The organism is Sphingobacterium sp. BIGb0116 (assembly GCF_024808035.1).
GTDB classification, from domain to species: Bacteria; Bacteroidota; Bacteroidia; order Sphingobacteriales; family Sphingobacteriaceae; genus Sphingobacterium; species Sphingobacterium paramultivorum.
In genome coordinates, this window is sequence record NZ_JANUDT010000003.1 from 226,424 (window position 1) to 242,008 (window position 15,585).

A 15,585-nucleotide genomic window follows, 5' to 3' on the forward strand; every position below is an offset into this window, starting at 1 on the left:
TAATTAATAGCTTAGAAAAAGGATTATGGAATTCAAACAAGAAGTGGAGCATGTACAGTGTTTGATTATTGGTTCGGGGCCAGCAGGTTATACTGCAGCAATTTATGCTGCACGTGCGGATATGAAACCGGTCGTTTATACCGGTATTGTACCAGGAGGACAGTTGACTCAAACAACTGAAGTGGACAATTTCCCTGGTTATCCAAAAGGTATTACCGGACCGGTGATGATGGAAGATTTGCGTGAGCAAGCTGAACGCTTCGGAACTTCAGTGCGTTTTGGATATGTGACTAAAGTAGATTTTACTGGTGAGGTACACCGTGTTGAGATCGACGGAACGGTACAAGTTACCGCAGATACTGTGATTATTGCAACAGGAGCTACAGCAAAATGGTTAGGCTTAGAATCTGAACAAAAATACAACGGTTTTGGCGTTTCAGCATGTGCTGTATGTGATGGGTTTTTCTTTAAAAACCAGGAGGTTGCTATTGTAGGTGCTGGGGATACAGCTGCAGAAGAAGCGACATACCTTGCAAAACTATGCTCAAAAGTATATATGTTGGTTCGTCGTGACGAGTTTCGTGCTTCTAAAGCAATGGTACATCGTGTCATGAATACGCCAAATATTGAAGTTCACTACAATTCTGAGGCAAAAGAGGTTTTAGGAGATGGTCAAGTGGTGACCGGAATACGTGTTATTAACAATAAAGACCAGTCTGAAAAAGATCTAGAAGTAACAGGTTTCTTCGTTGCTATTGGGCATAAGCCTAATACCGAGCTTTTCACAGGTGTACTGGATATGGATGAAACAGGTTATTTAATCACAAAACCAGATAGTACTGCGACAAATATACCGGGTGTTTTTGCTTGTGGTGATGTTCAGGATAATATTTTCCGTCAAGCAATCACTGCTGCAGGTACAGGTTGTATGGCAGCCTTGGAAGCTGAAAGATACTTGGCAGCTAAAGAAAGCGGCGAATAATCGCATTGGCATAAAAAACGGGGCATTGTACAATGCCCCGTTTTTATTTCCCTTCTTCAATCTCAAAAACACTATCGATTTTCCAATTTGCCTTATCTTTGGAGGCCGCTACAGCTAAGCGATCACAACGCTCATTTAACGGATGCCCAGCGTGACCTTTTACCCACACAAGGCGTACGGTATGAAGCTTATAGGCGCTCATTAAACGCAACCAAAGATCTTTATTCTTTTTTCCCGCAAAACCTTTTTGTATCCAACCATATACCCATTTCTTATCAATGGCATCAATGACATATTTGGAGTCAGAATATACGGTAACTTGCTGCTGTAGATTTTTCAGTGCCTCAAGGCCAACGATCACAGCCATCAATTCCATCCTGTTGTTCGTTGTTTTGCGGTAACCGCCCGAAAACTCTTTTTCGATAAGTTTACCTTTAAAGGCTTCATTATCGCCTGTATAAATAGTTCTTAAGATGGTTCCGTAACCTCCAGGGCCAGGATTTCCACTTGAAGCCCCATCTGTATATAATTCGATCATACCCTCCAAACTTAGATAAATTTGCGTTTATATCCAATACTAATAGACATCAATTAAACAAGGGATAAGCCAAAACCTTGATTATCCTCGTATTTATTATTTATATATCGCTATTTACTTTAGTTGTTACGGATAAGGTATTAGACTTGCCCTGTTCGGAAGAAATTAGCGCTATTCATGTGATGCATACGTAATATATCCCTTACACAATTGAATTTTGCTGATTTTATGTGTATTTTGCCGGCTTAAACTCGTTATGTAATCGATAAAATAGCTTTATGAAGTTTCGAAAGATTTCTCTTTTTGTTCTTTTGGCGTCTGCGTGCTTAAACGTTTCAGCTCAGAACAATGTATCAACGCAAAAAATGGATTGGTTTGAAGATGCCAAATTGGGTATTTTTATTCACTGGGGGATTTATTCTGTAGATGGAATCTCGGAATCTTGGTCATTCTTCAATAATTATATTAACCACGACAATTATATCAAACAACTTAATGGGTTTACAGCAAAGGATTACAAACCGAAGGAATGGGCCAAATTGATTAAAGAAGCTGGTGCGAAATACACGGTGATTACGACCAAACACCATGACGGAATCTCAATGTGGAATACGAAGGCTGATAAAGCGATCACTACATTACAAGACGCGGCTGCAAAACAGGATGTAATCACACCGTTTGTGAAAGCAATACAAGAAGAGGGCTTGCACACTGGCCTTTATTATTCGTTGCCCGATTGGAGCCACCCATATTATGATGTTTTTACGCGCAATAGAAAGCGTTATGAATTGAAAGCCGAGCCTACGCGCTGGGATAATTATGTGAAATATTACCAAAAGCAATTGACCGAGCTATCCGAACAGTATAAGCCAGAATTACTTTGGTTTGATGGAGATTGGGAGCATAGTGCCGAAGAGTGGAAAGCGAAAGAGACCTTAAATCTTTTGCGGAAATATAATCCGAATATTATTATAAACTCGCGATTGAATCATCATGGAGATTACGATACACCTGAGCAAGGGATTCCGGTCACGCGCCCCGATGCTAAATTTTGGGAACTCTGTTATACCATGAATGATTCTTGGGGCTACCAACCTTTTGATAAAAAGTACAAATCACCCAATATGATCATTCGGACGTTGGTCGATTGTATTTCCATGGGTGGAAACTTATTATTGGATATTGGTCCAAAAGCAGATGGCACGATCCCTGAGGAGCAATTAAATATTTTGAAACAGCTTGGGCGATGGACGCATAAGCATGCGGCTGCGATCTACGGTACAAGGGCTGGTATTCCTTTTGTGAACTACGGGGGGAAATCTGCTTTATCAAAGGACGGAAAAACACTTTATCTGTATGTGTATGAACAGAAGCCCGAATTGCAACTCAAAGGTTTAGTCAATAATACGACCATTAAAGGTGTTTCAGTAGTCGGTGATGCATCCGCGAAAGTAAGTGTTAAGTCGGAAAATGGAACCGTTCAAGTAGATTTGACGAAAGTAAACTTTGATCAGGATGTTACCGTGATTGCACTGAACTTTGCGGAAGCGCTCCGTTGGGCTGTGCCTCAGGAGACTGAAGTTACGTTGAAATCTGTGCTGGATAATAAGTTGACAGATCGTGCTTTAGGTCAGATCGCTTCAACACTGCATGCAGGAAAAAATATTTTTGATAATTCCGGATTAACCGTAGATGGCTTAGATACCAAATTGCCGAGCAGTAACGCGACTAATCCGACGGTATTGAAGTGGATTAAAGACCATGCCGAAGCACTTTATGAGACTGGAAAAGGCTTGCCTGAAGGACATTATGAAGGATTAAGTGCACTCTCCAAAGATCGCCAGACCTTGTATTTGTTTGTTGAGGGAAAACCTACAGGCCCAATTGCATTAAAAGGTGTTAAAAATGGAGTCGCTAGAATCCGGGTAGTCGGTGATGGTTCCATGATAAACCATGAGGTTTTCAATAAGCTCTATTGGAGTAGCATCCCTGGTATTATCTACATTCAGGCACCAGCGGAGCGCTTGGATAAAAATATGACTGTTATCGCTGTGTTGTTGGATGCGCCAATACAACTATATCGCGAGAAAGTGGGGGCTATCGAAAATAATCTTTAAGAGGTCGGATAACGCTTAGCGTTAAAAAGAAGCCTAGGATAACAAAATATCCTGGGCTTTTTTATGGGTGATGTAAACCATTCTGATCAATTTTGGGGGTATTCGATGCATTTTCTCTTGAATTGTGGCACGGAAGCATTTTTTATTATAACTTAGACCTATGAATCTAATCAAAGCTGTTTTGATATCAATTATTGTTTTTCTTTGTATTTGCTGTTCTTCCGGTGACGGAAGTAAATCCGAGAGGTTGCGGGCAGATTCGTTAGTGAATGAAGTTGTCGATGGAAAGTTAAATATAGCAACACTAGCAGAGTCCAATGAATTTATGTATTTCAATGATAAATACTTTCATGAACCAGCAGATTTAAAGGTCATTCCAAAATTTGATAAAGTACAGATTCAAGTTGTTACTTACAGAATTTATCAGCATGTCAGACTGAAAAATAATCGTTATGAGTTCAATGTGCAGAAAGCTAGTGAACTACATATTCCAAATAGCGCTTTTGTGTATTACCAACGTTCTTTTGATGATATGAACCGAAAGGCTGTATTGAGTAAAGATTCTATCCGACTTGAGCTGCCGGATAACTATGCATCCTTGTTGATAAATGAATGATCCAGATCAGATCTACAGACATGATGAAAGTCATATAAAAAGTCAATCTTAACTATAATATGGTGTAACAAATAGACTTAAGATGGAAAAGAAAAATATTGTTGTATTGACGGGGGCCGGTATTTCGGCTGAAAGCGGTATACCTACATTTAGGGATGTCAATGGATTATGGGAAGGGCATGACGTCATGGAAGTTGCTTCAATTGAAGGTTGGCACAAAAACCCAGCCTTAGTCCAGGAGTTTTATAATCTGAGACGGAAAGCGGCTTTGGTGGCACAGGCAAATGCAGCTCATTATGCGCTGGCAAGATTAGAATCAGCGTACCGGGTGAGTATTGTAACGCAGAATGTAGATCTGCTGCATGAACAGGCGGGATCATCTCATATTGTTCATTTGCATGGCCGCTTGGATCAGGCCAAGTCGTCTATCGATGATCGCTTGGTTTATCCCGTTGTCGGTGATGAGATCAAGATGGGCGATCTTTGCGAGAAAGGTAGTCAGCTGAGGCCAAATATAGTCTGGTTTGGAGAAGCTGTGCCAGCCATTGAGGAGGCCATAAGCCTGGTTTCGAATGCCGATATTTTGATTATTGTTGGAACCTCCCTACAGGTTTATCCTGCTGCAGGACTTAAAGAGTTTGCGCCTAGTCACTGTCAAACGTTTTTAATTGACAAAAAAATACCTAGTGACAGGGCTTTACGTAATATACAGTGTTTTGAGGAGGCAGCGACAATAGCTGTTCCTAAATTGGTAGAACAATTACTTTATTAAGTATTGTATAGTAATATATAGAATAGAGGTTTATGAAAAAAATAATAGGAATCCTTTGCCTATCCGTTGCTTTCGCTGCATGTCAAAATAATTCGGAAATCAAAGTAAATACGAGTTCAAATGATCAGCCCTTGACCTTGGATAGTGTCCAAGCCAAGCATTTGCTCAGTTTGCCATTGCATTGCATCGAAGTGGAGTATCCCAATAAGTTAGGGCAGGTACTCGGGAGGGATAGTGATCTAAAAGCACCGCGCACATTACATCCAATTTTTTACGGTTGTTTTGACTGGCATTCTTCTGTACACGGATATTGGTCAATTGTGCATATTTTGAAGGAATTTCCAAATTTGGACAGTTCGGGTGAAATTCGCCGCCAATTGAACCGAAATATTACAGCGGAAAATGTGGCTGTTGAATTAGATTTCTTTCAAGATAAGAACAATAAGAACTTTGAGCGTACGTATGGCTGGGCCTGGTTGTTGCAGCTGCAGAAGGAATTATTAACTTGGGAAGATACAGATGCAAAACGCTGGGCATCGAATCTTGAACCGTTGGTGAAACACGTTGTAAAATCTTATCAAGAATATCTGCCCAAATTAGTCTATCCGATTAGAACAGGGTATCATGATAATTCGGCATTTGGCCTTTCTCTGTCCCTGGACTATGCAAGAAGTACAGGAAATGTGACGTTTGAAAAATCATTAATGACGAATGCTTCTCGTTTATATAGTCAGGATAAGAACTGCAACATTTCTTTTGAGCCAAGTGGAAGCGACTTTCTTTCTCCTTGTCTTGAAGAAGCCCTCTGTATGAGTTTGGTGTTGCAACAGGAGGATTACCGTAAATGGTTAAAGGATTTTATGCCAGATCTGTTTAATCCCGATTTCAATTTAGAACCAGGTATCGTGAAAGATCGAACAGACGGACATTTGGTCCATCTGGATGGACTTAATTTTAGTCGCGCAAACTGTTTAAACGGTATCGCAAAAGCGCTGCCTGAGTTAAGTTACTTGCATAAGTTGGCAAATAAACATTTAAAGTACTCTTTGCCCAATATTACCACCAAGGATGATTATATGGGGTCACATTGGTTAGGTACATTTGCACTCTATGCACTATCAAAGCATTGATTCGGGGAGATTATCTTCTCCCCATTTATCCATTAGTGTTAATATTTCCTCGAGTGAACGGCCGAGCGCAGTTAATTCATATTCTACCTTTGGCGGGACTTGTTGATATACTATTCGAGTGATCAGGTTGTCCTGTTCCAGCTCCTTTAATTTAGCAATCAGCATACGCTCTGATATGCCTACGAGCCTTTTTCGCAACTCACTATAGCGGAGTTTACCTTCATTTAGCAGATAGGAAAGAATGTTGATTTTCCATCTGCCACCTATGGTGGCTAAGGTAAATGCAATACCACAACGATCTTTCCAGTATAGCTCATTGATGTGATTGGTTGAATTCTCTTTTCGCGTGTTCATACGAACTTTTTTGTTGGTATCATACAATCTTGTATGTACTGTTATTCATGCAAATTAATAAAGAAATTTGTAGGAAAACAAAAAGTATAAAATGGAAATGATTAAATCAGTCGCTCATTGGTTGAGCTATGCGTATTACCTTTATGTATTTGGTTATGCATCATTGTTCAAAGTGTTTCAGAAAAGCTCCATGATGCAAAGCATGCAGTCTCTGGGTTTTAATAAGACTTGGACGGTCATTATTGGAATAGGTGAACTTATAGGAGTGGTATTGCTCTTAATAGGTTTGTATAACCCGCAATTTAAGAATGGGGCAGTACTGGTATTGTTCCCGTTTGCAGTAGCAGCATTTACAGCGCATATGGCACATCAGGAATATCATCATTTCTACAACTCATTGCTTATGTGCATACTCAGTATTTTACTGTTGGCCACAGACAGAACCTTTAAAATTATACTTTAAATCTTGCATCCGCTTAAGTATGATCGTCAGAAAATTTAGGTCATTTCTGCGGCTTAATTTTCTGATGATCTTGTGTTTATTCCGATGAAACTGGAGCTTAAGATACAGGGGATAGCCTAATGAATTTAAATTATAAGCGGGATGGCTAGTCGGTTTCCTGTGAGGTTATTGGATTCATGTACTGCTATACATGCTTTCGCTATAAATAATCTGGACTATCCTTGTTTATTTATGGCCGATAGCCACAAAATAAATGAATAATAGGTTAGAATATGAAATCGTGATTTGTGCTAGTTTGAGTCTGTTGGTTTATTCGTAAAAGCCTTGTTTTTTTATATTTTATTGGTTTATTATCGGTTTAAGCGAAGTTTTTGTCTTATTTATCTAGCTGTCTTTTCTTTTTCTAGGTTATAAAAAGGCTATAAAATTCAAGATTTGTGCTACTCTATAAGGTCAAACTTATAATAAATTTGATCTATCAATCCCATAGGGATGTGACATGCTATGTATAGGTATATAAGACATCTTTTAATGTTATTGCCCATTGTTTTTTCCTGTATATTTTTTACAGGTAAAATAAACAAGGATGTCTTTTCACATGCTGCCTATAAAAACGCGTCAAAACCGTCAATAGCTTCATCACAATCTCATTTCGATTTTTATGTCGGGTCGATCGAAGAATGCTCATTCGAATTGAGTTATGATCAACATTTAGCATATGCCGTTCGGCTCTGTGCTTTGGGACTGATTCTGCCTATTTTCTTGCTATTTACGGATAAGAAGTCGTGGCATAGTTTTTATGAACTCCAAAATAAATATTTGTCTAACAGACTACCAGACAAGTGTATCCTATACCATTCCTTTAAAATTTTCGGTTAAATCCCTTTTTCTTTTGGTGAATATCATCGGTTGAGTCGAAACACGGCTATATAACCTATGTAACAAATCGTTGCTTGAAGAAAGCGGCTTAATCATCTGCTTTGCTATTAAATTATTTATATGAACACAACACTTTACGCATTAGCTATTACAGCTATTACGATCAGTTTTTTTCATACTGCATCGGGCCCCGACCATTATCTGCCCTTTATTGTATTGTCCAAATCGAAAAAATGGTCGTTGGGGAAAACTATATTATGGACAATTATATGTGGACTTGGGCATGTTTTCAGTTCGGTCATCCTGGGGATTATTGGCGTTTATCTTGGATGGCAGCTCAATAAAATCAGCTGGTTACAGGACGTGCGTGGCAATGTTTCGAGTTGGGCACTATTTATTTTTGGACTTGGATATTTGATTTACGGGATCTGGAAAATGTCTAAGAAGCATTCCCATAAGCATTTTGATGTGCTGGGCGATGAAGTTTATGTGCATGAACATACCCATGGGAAAAGCGCATCAGGGCATCACCATCATCAAAAAACGAAGGTAACGCCTTTGGTATTATTTGCAATTTTCGTCATGGGACCATCGGAACCATTGATTCCACTTTTATTCTTTTCAGGTGCACACCGCTCAATGGCGGAGGTGATTACCCTGATTAGCACTTTTACCATCACGACAGTGGTAACTATGGTCGGAATGGTCTTGTTGGGAATTTATGGTTATAACTTGCTCAATACCGAAAAACTTGATCGATATGTACACGCCATTAGTGGCGCTGTCCTGTCAATTTGCGGTGCGGGCATGTTATTTCTGGGATGGTAATTTTTTAAATATTATATGAACAAACGTCAAATCACCTTTTTTATAGGCCTACTGGCTGCGACCCACAGTTATGCACAGCAACATGTGATTCAGGGAACTGTGAAAGATAAGGATAGTAAACAGCAATTAGAAGAAGTCAATATACGCTACCAACGTGGAATAAAGCATAGTCATACCGCATTGAATGGTGCTTTTTCCGTACAGCCGGGAACATTTCCGGACACCTTACTGTTGAGTAGGATAGGCTATCTCGATCAGATGTACATCCTAAAAGAAGCAAAGTCTCCTATTGAAATCGAGATGCAAAAAAATGAAGTGCAGTTGAGTCAAATTCAGGTGGATGCATTCAATAGCAGTAAAACATTGAGCAAAGTTGATTTAAGTAAGATTCCTGTTAATTCGGCGCAAGATCTATTACGGAAAGTTCCTGGGCTCTTTATAGCACAGCATGCCGGCGGTGGAAAGGCTGAGCAGATATTTTTACGTGGATTTGATAATGACCACGGTACAGATATTGCCATTACTGCAGATGGTATCCCAGTTAATATGGTCTCTCATGCGCACGGTCAGGGATATGCAGATCTCCATTTTATTATTCCAGAAACGGTTAAAGATATTGATTTTGGCAAGGGGGCCTATTATGCAGACAAAGGTGATCTGAATACATCGGGTTATGTTAATTTTACAACTTTGGATCATTTGGATCATAATCTTTTTAAGGTTGAAGGGGGGTCTTTTGACTCCTGGCGTACGGTAGCCATGCTTAATCTGGTGAATAACCATGAGCAGAATAAGTATGCCTATGCTGCAGGTGAGTTCAATTATTCGAATGGTCCTTTTGACATCAAGCAAAATTTTAGTCGTGTCAATCTATTTGCGAAGTATAATCAGTGGATCGATGAGAAACATTATATCAATTTCCAGGGGTCAATATTCAGTTCGGGTTGGAATGCATCGGGTCAGATTCCGGAGCGGGCCGTTCGGCAGGGACTGATTAGCCGTTGGGGGTCGATCGATTCTACTGAAGGCGGAAATACATCCCGCATGAATTTGGCGATGCAATATCGTGCGCTGATCAGTGATCAGGAAAGCTGGGAAAGCAATGTTTACTTGTCGCGCTATAAATTTCAGCTGTTTTCCGATTTCACTTTTTTTCTGAAAGATCCCATTCATGGCGATGAGATAGAACAGGTTGATGATCGATACCTGTACGGGATTGAAAACAAATACAATCACCAATTTCAGTTTGATCATAGTCAGCTTTCTTGGACATCGGGTTTTGGACTCCGAGTGGACGATATCAAAGATCTTCAACTGAACCATGTTTATCAGCGCGACGAATTATTGGATCGGCTTTCGCATATTTCGGGCGTAGAAATGAATCTGCATGCCTATAGTAATCTGGATTGGCGTATTGGTAAATGGACTATTAATCCTGCAATACGTGTCGATCATTTGATTTTCAACTTGCATGATAAGCTGAAAAGTGACCCCGCCGGACAAGAGGCTTCCGCGACAAGGATTAGTCCAAAGCTTAATTTTGGATATACGTTCAGTCATCGCGCACAATTATATTTGAAAACGGGTATGGGATTTCATTCCAATGATATCCGCGTGGTGATGGAACAACATGGAAAAGATATTATGCCTATTTCCTATGGTGCAGATCTTGGCTTGATCTGGAAGCCAACTGATAACCTCTTTATTCAGCCTGCTTTATGGGGGTTATACCTTCAGCAAGAATTTGTGTATGTCGGGGATGAAGCTGTCGTAGAGCCTTCAGGGAAAACGAAACGTCTGGGGGCAGATTTGAGTTTACGCTATCAAGCTACCCCTTGGTTATATTTTGACGGCGACATAAATTATGCTTACGCGCGGGCGATTGACGAACCTAAAGGCGAAAACTATATCCCGCTGGTGCCTTCTTTAACAAGTACAGGAGGGGTATCTGTGAAGTTACCGCTTGGCATTTCGGCCAATTTGCGCTATCGTTATATGAATACAAAACCAGCGATAGAAGATAATTCGGTACGTGCTAAAGGTTATTTTGTCAATGACCTCCTGCTAAACTATGGCCTGGGAAAATGGAATTTTTTGGTGCAGATCCAAAACTTATTTGACACCAAGTGGAATGAAGCGCAGTTTGAGACCGAGACTCGATTAAGAAATGAACAGCAGTCCGTTTCTGAATTGCATTTCACTCCTGGAACACCTTTTATGGTAAAAGCGGGTCTGAGTTATAAATTCTAAAGACTGGGCGCGATGGTAGCTTTAAAATTTTCCTTTGTATCTTTAATAGAGATTATAACTCCTTATAAATAATGATGTATTATGGAAAAGAGTAAGTTACTTCGAATGGATAATATGGGTATCGTGGTGGAGTCGTTGGACAACGCGATTTCGTTTTTTTCAGAACTTGGTTTATATCTGGAAGGGAGAGCACAGATTGAAGGTGAATGGGCAGGTAGAGTGACTGGTCTCGGTGCGCAGCATGTGGAGATCGCCATGATGGTGACACCAGATGGACATAGCCGATTGGAGCTTTCAAGATTTATTGATCCAGCGATAATTGCAGATCATAGAAATGCTCCGGTCAATGCCTTGGGCTATTTGCGGGCAATGTTTACGGTTGAAGATCTAGATGATGTACTGCGGAGGCTAATTGGCAATCATGGCGCTGTCCTCGTAGGGGAGGTGGTACAATACGAAAATGCTTATCGCCTTTGTTATCTAAGAGGAGTAGAGGGATTATTGATTGGTTTAGCCCAACCTCTATAAGGTAAATGATTGAATCGAACCTTTGTGCGAAAAAAAAGAAAATTTAAGAAATTTCTATGTTGTACAAAATAAATAGAAAACTAAGACGTTATTGATACAAATACTTTTCATAAAATAGGTTAATATATGGCTAAGACCCTAGAGTTCCCCGCTCTAGGGCTTTTTTGTAATTATACGTGTGGGAATAACGAAGTTTAGCACAATCTGTTCGGATTGTGTTCTTTCCTGATCAATAAAGTGAAATTTATCTGCTTGATGAAAGCCATGGGGAAGGCCTAAGAATCTATTTTTTTAGACTCTATTTTCAATGATGAACTCGTCATTACGTTCATGACTGGTTTTACAATTTTGCCCAAACTGGATGTAATTTAGGCAATTTTTGAACATGTGGTCATTAGTACAATCACACATAGGACGAGCAATATAATAACAGATGTGGTGTAAGGCGTTCTTCTCATAATACTTTTTTTTACTTAGTAGTTTACAAAAGCCGTGCCTTTATTTTTAGAACTTGCAGTGAGTCTGATTGTTGTAGCTTCGTGTCTACAGGATAGTCGATATAAAAAAGGGAATTATATGTTGGCAAAAGCTTTTAACGATGGTTTGTGCATCGATTTTTGGATTAATCGATCGGGCTACTATTGTTCCCCTGAAACGATGTTTTTTTTGATAGCATATAGACGATCAGAATACCTAAAAGCATTACGATGGTATAGGCAATAAACGCGATGTTTTCAGACTGATGTTCACTGCCCTTTGCAACACTTTCTACCCATAACCCTGTACTATTTTTAAACCCCAAAGCCCAATGGGTTAGGTTCCAGCCGAAGTGCAGTCCAATAGATAGTGCAATATTGCGGGTTCTTAGTACAGCAAGACCAAAAAGTACAGCTCCAAGTCCTGAACCCAGTACTGCCGCCTTTAGTGTAAAACCGGTAAATAAATGTTCTAAAATAAAAACAAGTACCATAATCGAAAAGGCTACAACAGTGCCGAGTTTATCTTTCAGGCGCCATAAGAAATAGGTTCTAAAAACCAACTCTTCCCGACAGGCGACGAAAAAGTAAAGAAGAATATGTATTGCCAATAATTTAGTGTCGATAAATGCCTGTTTCTTAAAAGATACTTCGGCAAAATTTGTTAGTATTATAACCATAAGGCCGACCATAACAATACCTAAGCATAAGCCAGCGCTAAAATTGAGCACACTCTTTTTGTTAAATCCTAACCCAATTTGAGAAAAACTAATTTTATCCCAAGCTTTAAACAGGTAAACTAAACCCAAGCTGAGGAATGTCGCGAGGCTGAGTGAAAGTAAATCGGGGAACATTGTTTGTTTGGTTATGCCTGCAGCGAAAGCAAACACCACGAGGGAGGCAAAGTAAAATAATATTACTTTCAAAAATACCATTTCTCTTTTCATGTCTTAATTGTTTAGCTCGATATGAATTTACGCTATTTTGGCTTAAATGAAAAAAAATGCTGTGCTACTTGTTGATCTTAAAGTGCAGGTCTTGTTCCTGTAGGTAGGTTCTTTTGTTTACAACGCATGTTGCCTCTTAAAACAGGTTGATTTATCGTTTGTTTTTTCTTATATTAGGCAATAAACCAATGAATTATGGCTATGGTCAATCTAAATCGGAGAAAATTTATTCAAGGAGCGGGGGCAGTTTTAACTTTATCAGCCTTAGAAGTTAAGGGGCTTTCATTTCGTGATGCGATTAAAAATTTTCGGGTCGGATTGATTGGTGCAGGTTGGTATGGGAAAAGTGATTTATTCCGTTTAATTCAGGTTCGGGATGTCGATGTCATCGCCATATGCGACGTCGACGACAATCAGCTGCAGGAAGCTGGGCGGCTGGTTAGTGAGCGTCAAATTTCAAAAAAAGTTCCAAAACTGTATAAAGATTATAGGGAAATGCTCGCCAGTCATAAATTCGATCTCATTCTCATTGGAACACCAGATCACTGGCACGCCAGACAGGCAATTGATGCGATGCGTTCGGGTGCTCATCTCTATTTGCAGAAACCGATCAGTGTTGATGTGCTTGAGGGGGATGCTATATGGCGTGCGGCAAGAAAATATAACCGGAAAGTTCAAGTGGGAACACAACGGAGAAGTACAGCCCATCTCATTGATGCCAAGAAGCGAGTGATCGATAGTGGCTTACTTGGTAAGATTTCGCATGTGGAAATGTGCTGCTATTATCATATGCGAAAGAACGGCAATCCACCGATCGAGCCGGTTCCAGATTTCCTGGATTACGAACTTTGGACCGGACCAGCACCTTTGCGGGCTTATGATGGTTTGCCTCATGGTGGCTGGTGGCGAACTTTTATGGCCTATGGGAATGGAATAACCGGGGATATGGGAATGCATATGTTTGATACTGTGCGTTGGCTTCTGCAGCTTAAATGGCCCAAAAGCGTACATGCGAAAGGTGGTATTTATGTGCAAAAAGGAGGGAAATCGACGATCGCGGATACGCAGACAGCCTTATTTGAATACGAAGATCTTAATTGTGTCTGGCAGCATAGGACATGGGGGGCAGCAGCAGACCCTGAATACCCTTGGGCATTTGTGATATATGGTGACAAGGGTACCTTAAAGGGAAGCGTGATGAAATATGAATTTATTCCAATCGGAGAAGGCAAGCCAATTCGACAGGATGTTATCTTAGAAAAGGAGAAGTTCCCCAAAGATTTGACGGAGCACCGAATCGAATTGCATACAGCGCCTGCAACGAGACAACATATGCTTGACCTTTTATCGGCAATTGAAAATAATCATCTTCCTGTAGCGGATATTGAAGAAGGCTATATATCCACCGCAAGCTGCATTTTGGCGAACTTGTCGATGCAGTTGAATCGCCCCTTGATTTATGATCCAATACAAAAAATATGTGTCGATGATCCTGAAGCAACTCAATTACTGCAAAGACCGTATCGCAGTCCATGGCAACATCCTTAATAGCATAGGTCATGGGCACTGAGCAAAGTTGAGGTCGGGAGTTATTCGGTATTGAACCGAAACGGTGCGGTAAATTGAACAAATATCAATATATTGGTATCAGATGGTCACAACATAGAAAAAGGAATATTATGCAGACTATATTGGGTGCCAATGGACAAATTGGAGAAGAACTGGCGCGCGAGCTAAAGCGAAATTTTACTTCTGCTATCCGCATAGTCAGTCGAAACGCAAAAAAAGTAAATGATACTGACGAAGTTTTTTCTGCGGATCTATCGATCCGTGAACAGGCAATCGAGGCGGTGAAGGGGAGTGATATTGCCTATTTCACTTTAGGGCTTCCTATAAGTTCGGATCTATGGGAGGAACAGTTTCCAGCTATTATTCGTCATGTGATTGATGCCTGTAAGATCAATGGTACTAAGCTTGTCTTTTTTGATAATACATATATGTATCCTCAAGACGATCGTGTTTTGACGGAGGAAAGTACCTTTGCTCCTGTTGGAAGAAAGGGGAAAGTGAGGCGGAACATGGCAGAAATGGTACTTGCTGAGATAGCATCGGGCCAGCTTGAAGCCGTTATTTGTCGAGCGCCTGAATTTTATGGTCCTGGCAAAACACAAAGCATTACCAATACCCTAATTTTTGATAACATCAAAGCGGATAAAAAACTGAAAGTGCCTTTACGGGTCGATAAAAAACGAAGTTTGATTTGGACTCCCGACGCAAGTCGAGCAACTGCACTTATCGGAAATACACCCGATGCATATGGACAGACCTGGCATTTGCCCGTGGATAAAGCGCATCCCACTTACCGGGAGTTTATCAGAATGGCAGCAGATATTTACGGTAGGGAATTCAAATATACTGTAGTTCCCAAATTTATCTTTAAAATAGGGGCTCTGTTCAATAAGCGGTTAAAGGAGTTTTTGGAACTTCTTCCACGATACGAACACAATAATCTATTTGATGATTCAAAGTTTAGAAATAGATTTCCTGAATTTGAGGTTACTTCTTACGAGCAAGGAATCGAACAGATTCAGCAAGACAAGTTTTAACTTATGCATAAATGAGAGCGCAAGCGACTTTGTTCACCTGGCAACAACCGCATCTGGTCATAATATTATGCTTAAGGAGCCAACTTTGGTCATCAGCAC

The 15,585-nt window shown here is 40.1% G+C and carries 14 protein-coding genes; 11 read left to right on the forward strand and 3 right to left on the reverse strand.

Annotated features, from left to right (window positions below):
* Window positions 1–25 precede the first annotated feature (25 nt).
* Complete coding sequence (trxB, locus tag M2419_RS09805) at window positions 26–982, forward strand: thioredoxin-disulfide reductase (RefSeq protein ID WP_153845902.1); 957 nt, start codon at window positions 26–28, stop codon at window positions 980–982.
* A gap of 43 nt (window positions 983–1,025) precedes the next feature.
* On the opposite strand, the gene rnhA is transcribed toward trxB, so the two are convergent.
* Window positions 1,026–1,520 (reverse strand): ribonuclease HI, encoded by a 495-nt coding sequence (gene rnhA / locus M2419_RS09810; RefSeq protein WP_153845903.1) that lies wholly within the window; start codon window positions 1,518–1,520, stop codon window positions 1,026–1,028.
* A gap of 278 nt (window positions 1,521–1,798) precedes the next feature.
* On the opposite strand from rnhA, the gene M2419_RS09815 reads away from it, so the two are divergent.
* From M2419_RS09815 to M2419_RS09830, 4 genes are all read left to right on the forward strand, one after another.
* The gene (locus tag M2419_RS09815; protein WP_159726875.1) at window positions 1,799–3,637 is read left to right on the forward strand and encodes an alpha-L-fucosidase; all 1,839 of its coding nucleotides are present in this window, start codon (window positions 1,799–1,801) and stop codon (window positions 3,635–3,637) included.
* Between the two features lie 160 nt (window positions 3,638–3,797).
* Entirely contained in the window at window positions 3,798–4,253 is a 456-nt protein-coding gene (locus tag M2419_RS09820; RefSeq protein ID WP_153845905.1) for a hypothetical protein, read from the forward strand.
* 82 nt (window positions 4,254–4,335) lie between these two features.
* A complete protein-coding gene (locus M2419_RS09825; RefSeq protein ID WP_159726873.1) occupies window positions 4,336–5,025 on the forward strand; it encodes a Sir2 family NAD-dependent protein deacetylase in 690 nt (229 codons plus the stop codon).
* 32 nt (window positions 5,026–5,057) lie between these two features.
* The gene (locus M2419_RS09830) at window positions 5,058–6,155 is read left to right on the forward strand and encodes a DUF2891 domain-containing protein (RefSeq protein WP_153845907.1); all 1,098 of its coding nucleotides are present in this window, start codon (window positions 5,058–5,060) and stop codon (window positions 6,153–6,155) included.
* On the opposite strand, the gene M2419_RS09835 is transcribed toward M2419_RS09830, so the two are convergent.
* Window positions 6,144–6,509 carry a helix-turn-helix domain-containing protein gene (locus M2419_RS09835; protein ID WP_120336182.1) on the reverse strand — a complete coding sequence of 122 codons (366 nt, stop codon included), beginning with the start codon at window positions 6,507–6,509 and terminating at the stop codon, window positions 6,144–6,146. The two genes, M2419_RS09830 and M2419_RS09835, sit on opposite strands and share 12 nt — an antisense overlap.
* A gap of 91 nt (window positions 6,510–6,600) precedes the next feature.
* Between M2419_RS09835 and M2419_RS09840 the strand changes: the two genes are divergently transcribed.
* From M2419_RS09840 to M2419_RS09855, 4 genes are all read left to right on the forward strand, one after another.
* Window positions 6,601–6,972: a DoxX family protein gene (locus tag M2419_RS09840; protein WP_159726871.1), complete on the forward strand. Its 372-nt coding sequence runs from the start codon at window positions 6,601–6,603 to the stop codon at window positions 6,970–6,972.
* Between the two features lie 999 nt (window positions 6,973–7,971).
* A complete protein-coding gene (locus tag M2419_RS09845) occupies window positions 7,972–8,679 on the forward strand; it encodes a hypothetical protein (protein ID WP_182332162.1) in 708 nt (235 codons plus the stop codon).
* Window positions 8,680–8,694: 15 nt separating this feature from the next.
* Window positions 8,695–10,929 (forward strand): TonB-dependent receptor, encoded by a 2,235-nt coding sequence (locus tag M2419_RS09850; RefSeq protein ID WP_259254893.1) that lies wholly within the window; start codon window positions 8,695–8,697, stop codon window positions 10,927–10,929.
* 81 nt (window positions 10,930–11,010) lie between these two features.
* The gene (locus M2419_RS09855; protein ID WP_088161445.1) at window positions 11,011–11,457 is read left to right on the forward strand and encodes a VOC family protein; all 447 of its coding nucleotides are present in this window, start codon (window positions 11,011–11,013) and stop codon (window positions 11,455–11,457) included.
* 622 nt (window positions 11,458–12,079) lie between these two features.
* Here the strand turns inward: M2419_RS09855 and M2419_RS09860 are convergent.
* Window positions 12,080–12,880, reverse strand: a complete 801-nt coding sequence (locus M2419_RS09860; RefSeq protein WP_153845912.1) for a CPBP family intramembrane glutamic endopeptidase — start codon at window positions 12,878–12,880, stop codon at window positions 12,080–12,082.
* Between the two features lie 195 nt (window positions 12,881–13,075).
* Here M2419_RS09860 and M2419_RS09865 point away from each other — a divergent pair, with 195 nt between their 5' ends.
* Both M2419_RS09865 and M2419_RS09870 read left to right on the forward strand, forming a co-directional pair.
* A complete protein-coding gene (locus M2419_RS09865) occupies window positions 13,076–14,428 on the forward strand; it encodes a Gfo/Idh/MocA family protein (protein WP_153845913.1) in 1,353 nt (450 codons plus the stop codon).
* Window positions 14,429–14,559: 131 nt separating this feature from the next.
* Window positions 14,560–15,486: an NAD-dependent epimerase/dehydratase family protein gene (locus M2419_RS09870; RefSeq protein ID WP_159726863.1), complete on the forward strand. Its 927-nt coding sequence runs from the start codon at window positions 14,560–14,562 to the stop codon at window positions 15,484–15,486.
* Window positions 15,487–15,585 lie beyond the last annotated feature (99 nt).

Bases quoted from the DNA above. Each gene is read 5' to 3' on its own strand.
- M2419_RS09840 (WP_159726871.1), top strand. From the start codon at position 6,601: ATGGAAATGATTAAATCAGTCGCTCATTGGTTGAGCTATGCGTATTAC.
- M2419_RS09825 (WP_159726873.1), top strand. From the start codon at position 4,336: ATGGAAAAGAAAAATATTGTTGTATTGACGGGGGCCGGTATTTCGGCT.
- M2419_RS09845 (WP_182332162.1), top strand. From the start codon at position 7,972: ATGAACACAACACTTTACGCATTAGCTATTACAGCTATTACGATCAGT.
- M2419_RS09820 (WP_153845905.1), top strand. From the start codon at position 3,798: ATGAATCTAATCAAAGCTGTTTTGATATCAATTATTGTTTTTCTTTGT.
- rnhA (WP_153845903.1), bottom strand. From the start codon at position 1,520: ATGATCGAATTATATACAGATGGGGCTTCAAGTGGAAATCCTGGCCCT.
- trxB (WP_153845902.1), top strand. From the start codon at position 26: ATGGAATTCAAACAAGAAGTGGAGCATGTACAGTGTTTGATTATTGGT.
- M2419_RS09870 (WP_159726863.1), top strand. From the start codon at position 14,560: ATGCAGACTATATTGGGTGCCAATGGACAAATTGGAGAAGAACTGGCG.
- M2419_RS09865 (WP_153845913.1), top strand. From the start codon at position 13,076: ATGGCTATGGTCAATCTAAATCGGAGAAAATTTATTCAAGGAGCGGGG.
- M2419_RS09835 (WP_120336182.1), bottom strand. From the start codon at position 6,509: ATGAACACGCGAAAAGAGAATTCAACCAATCACATCAATGAGCTATAC.
- M2419_RS09860 (WP_153845912.1), bottom strand. From the start codon at position 12,880: ATGAAAAGAGAAATGGTATTTTTGAAAGTAATATTATTTTACTTTGCC.
- M2419_RS09815 (WP_159726875.1), top strand. From the start codon at position 1,799: ATGAAGTTTCGAAAGATTTCTCTTTTTGTTCTTTTGGCGTCTGCGTGC.
- M2419_RS09830 (WP_153845907.1), top strand. From the start codon at position 5,058: ATGAAAAAAATAATAGGAATCCTTTGCCTATCCGTTGCTTTCGCTGCA.
- M2419_RS09855 (WP_088161445.1), top strand. From the start codon at position 11,011: ATGGAAAAGAGTAAGTTACTTCGAATGGATAATATGGGTATCGTGGTG.
- M2419_RS09850 (WP_259254893.1), top strand. From the start codon at position 8,695: ATGAACAAACGTCAAATCACCTTTTTTATAGGCCTACTGGCTGCGACC.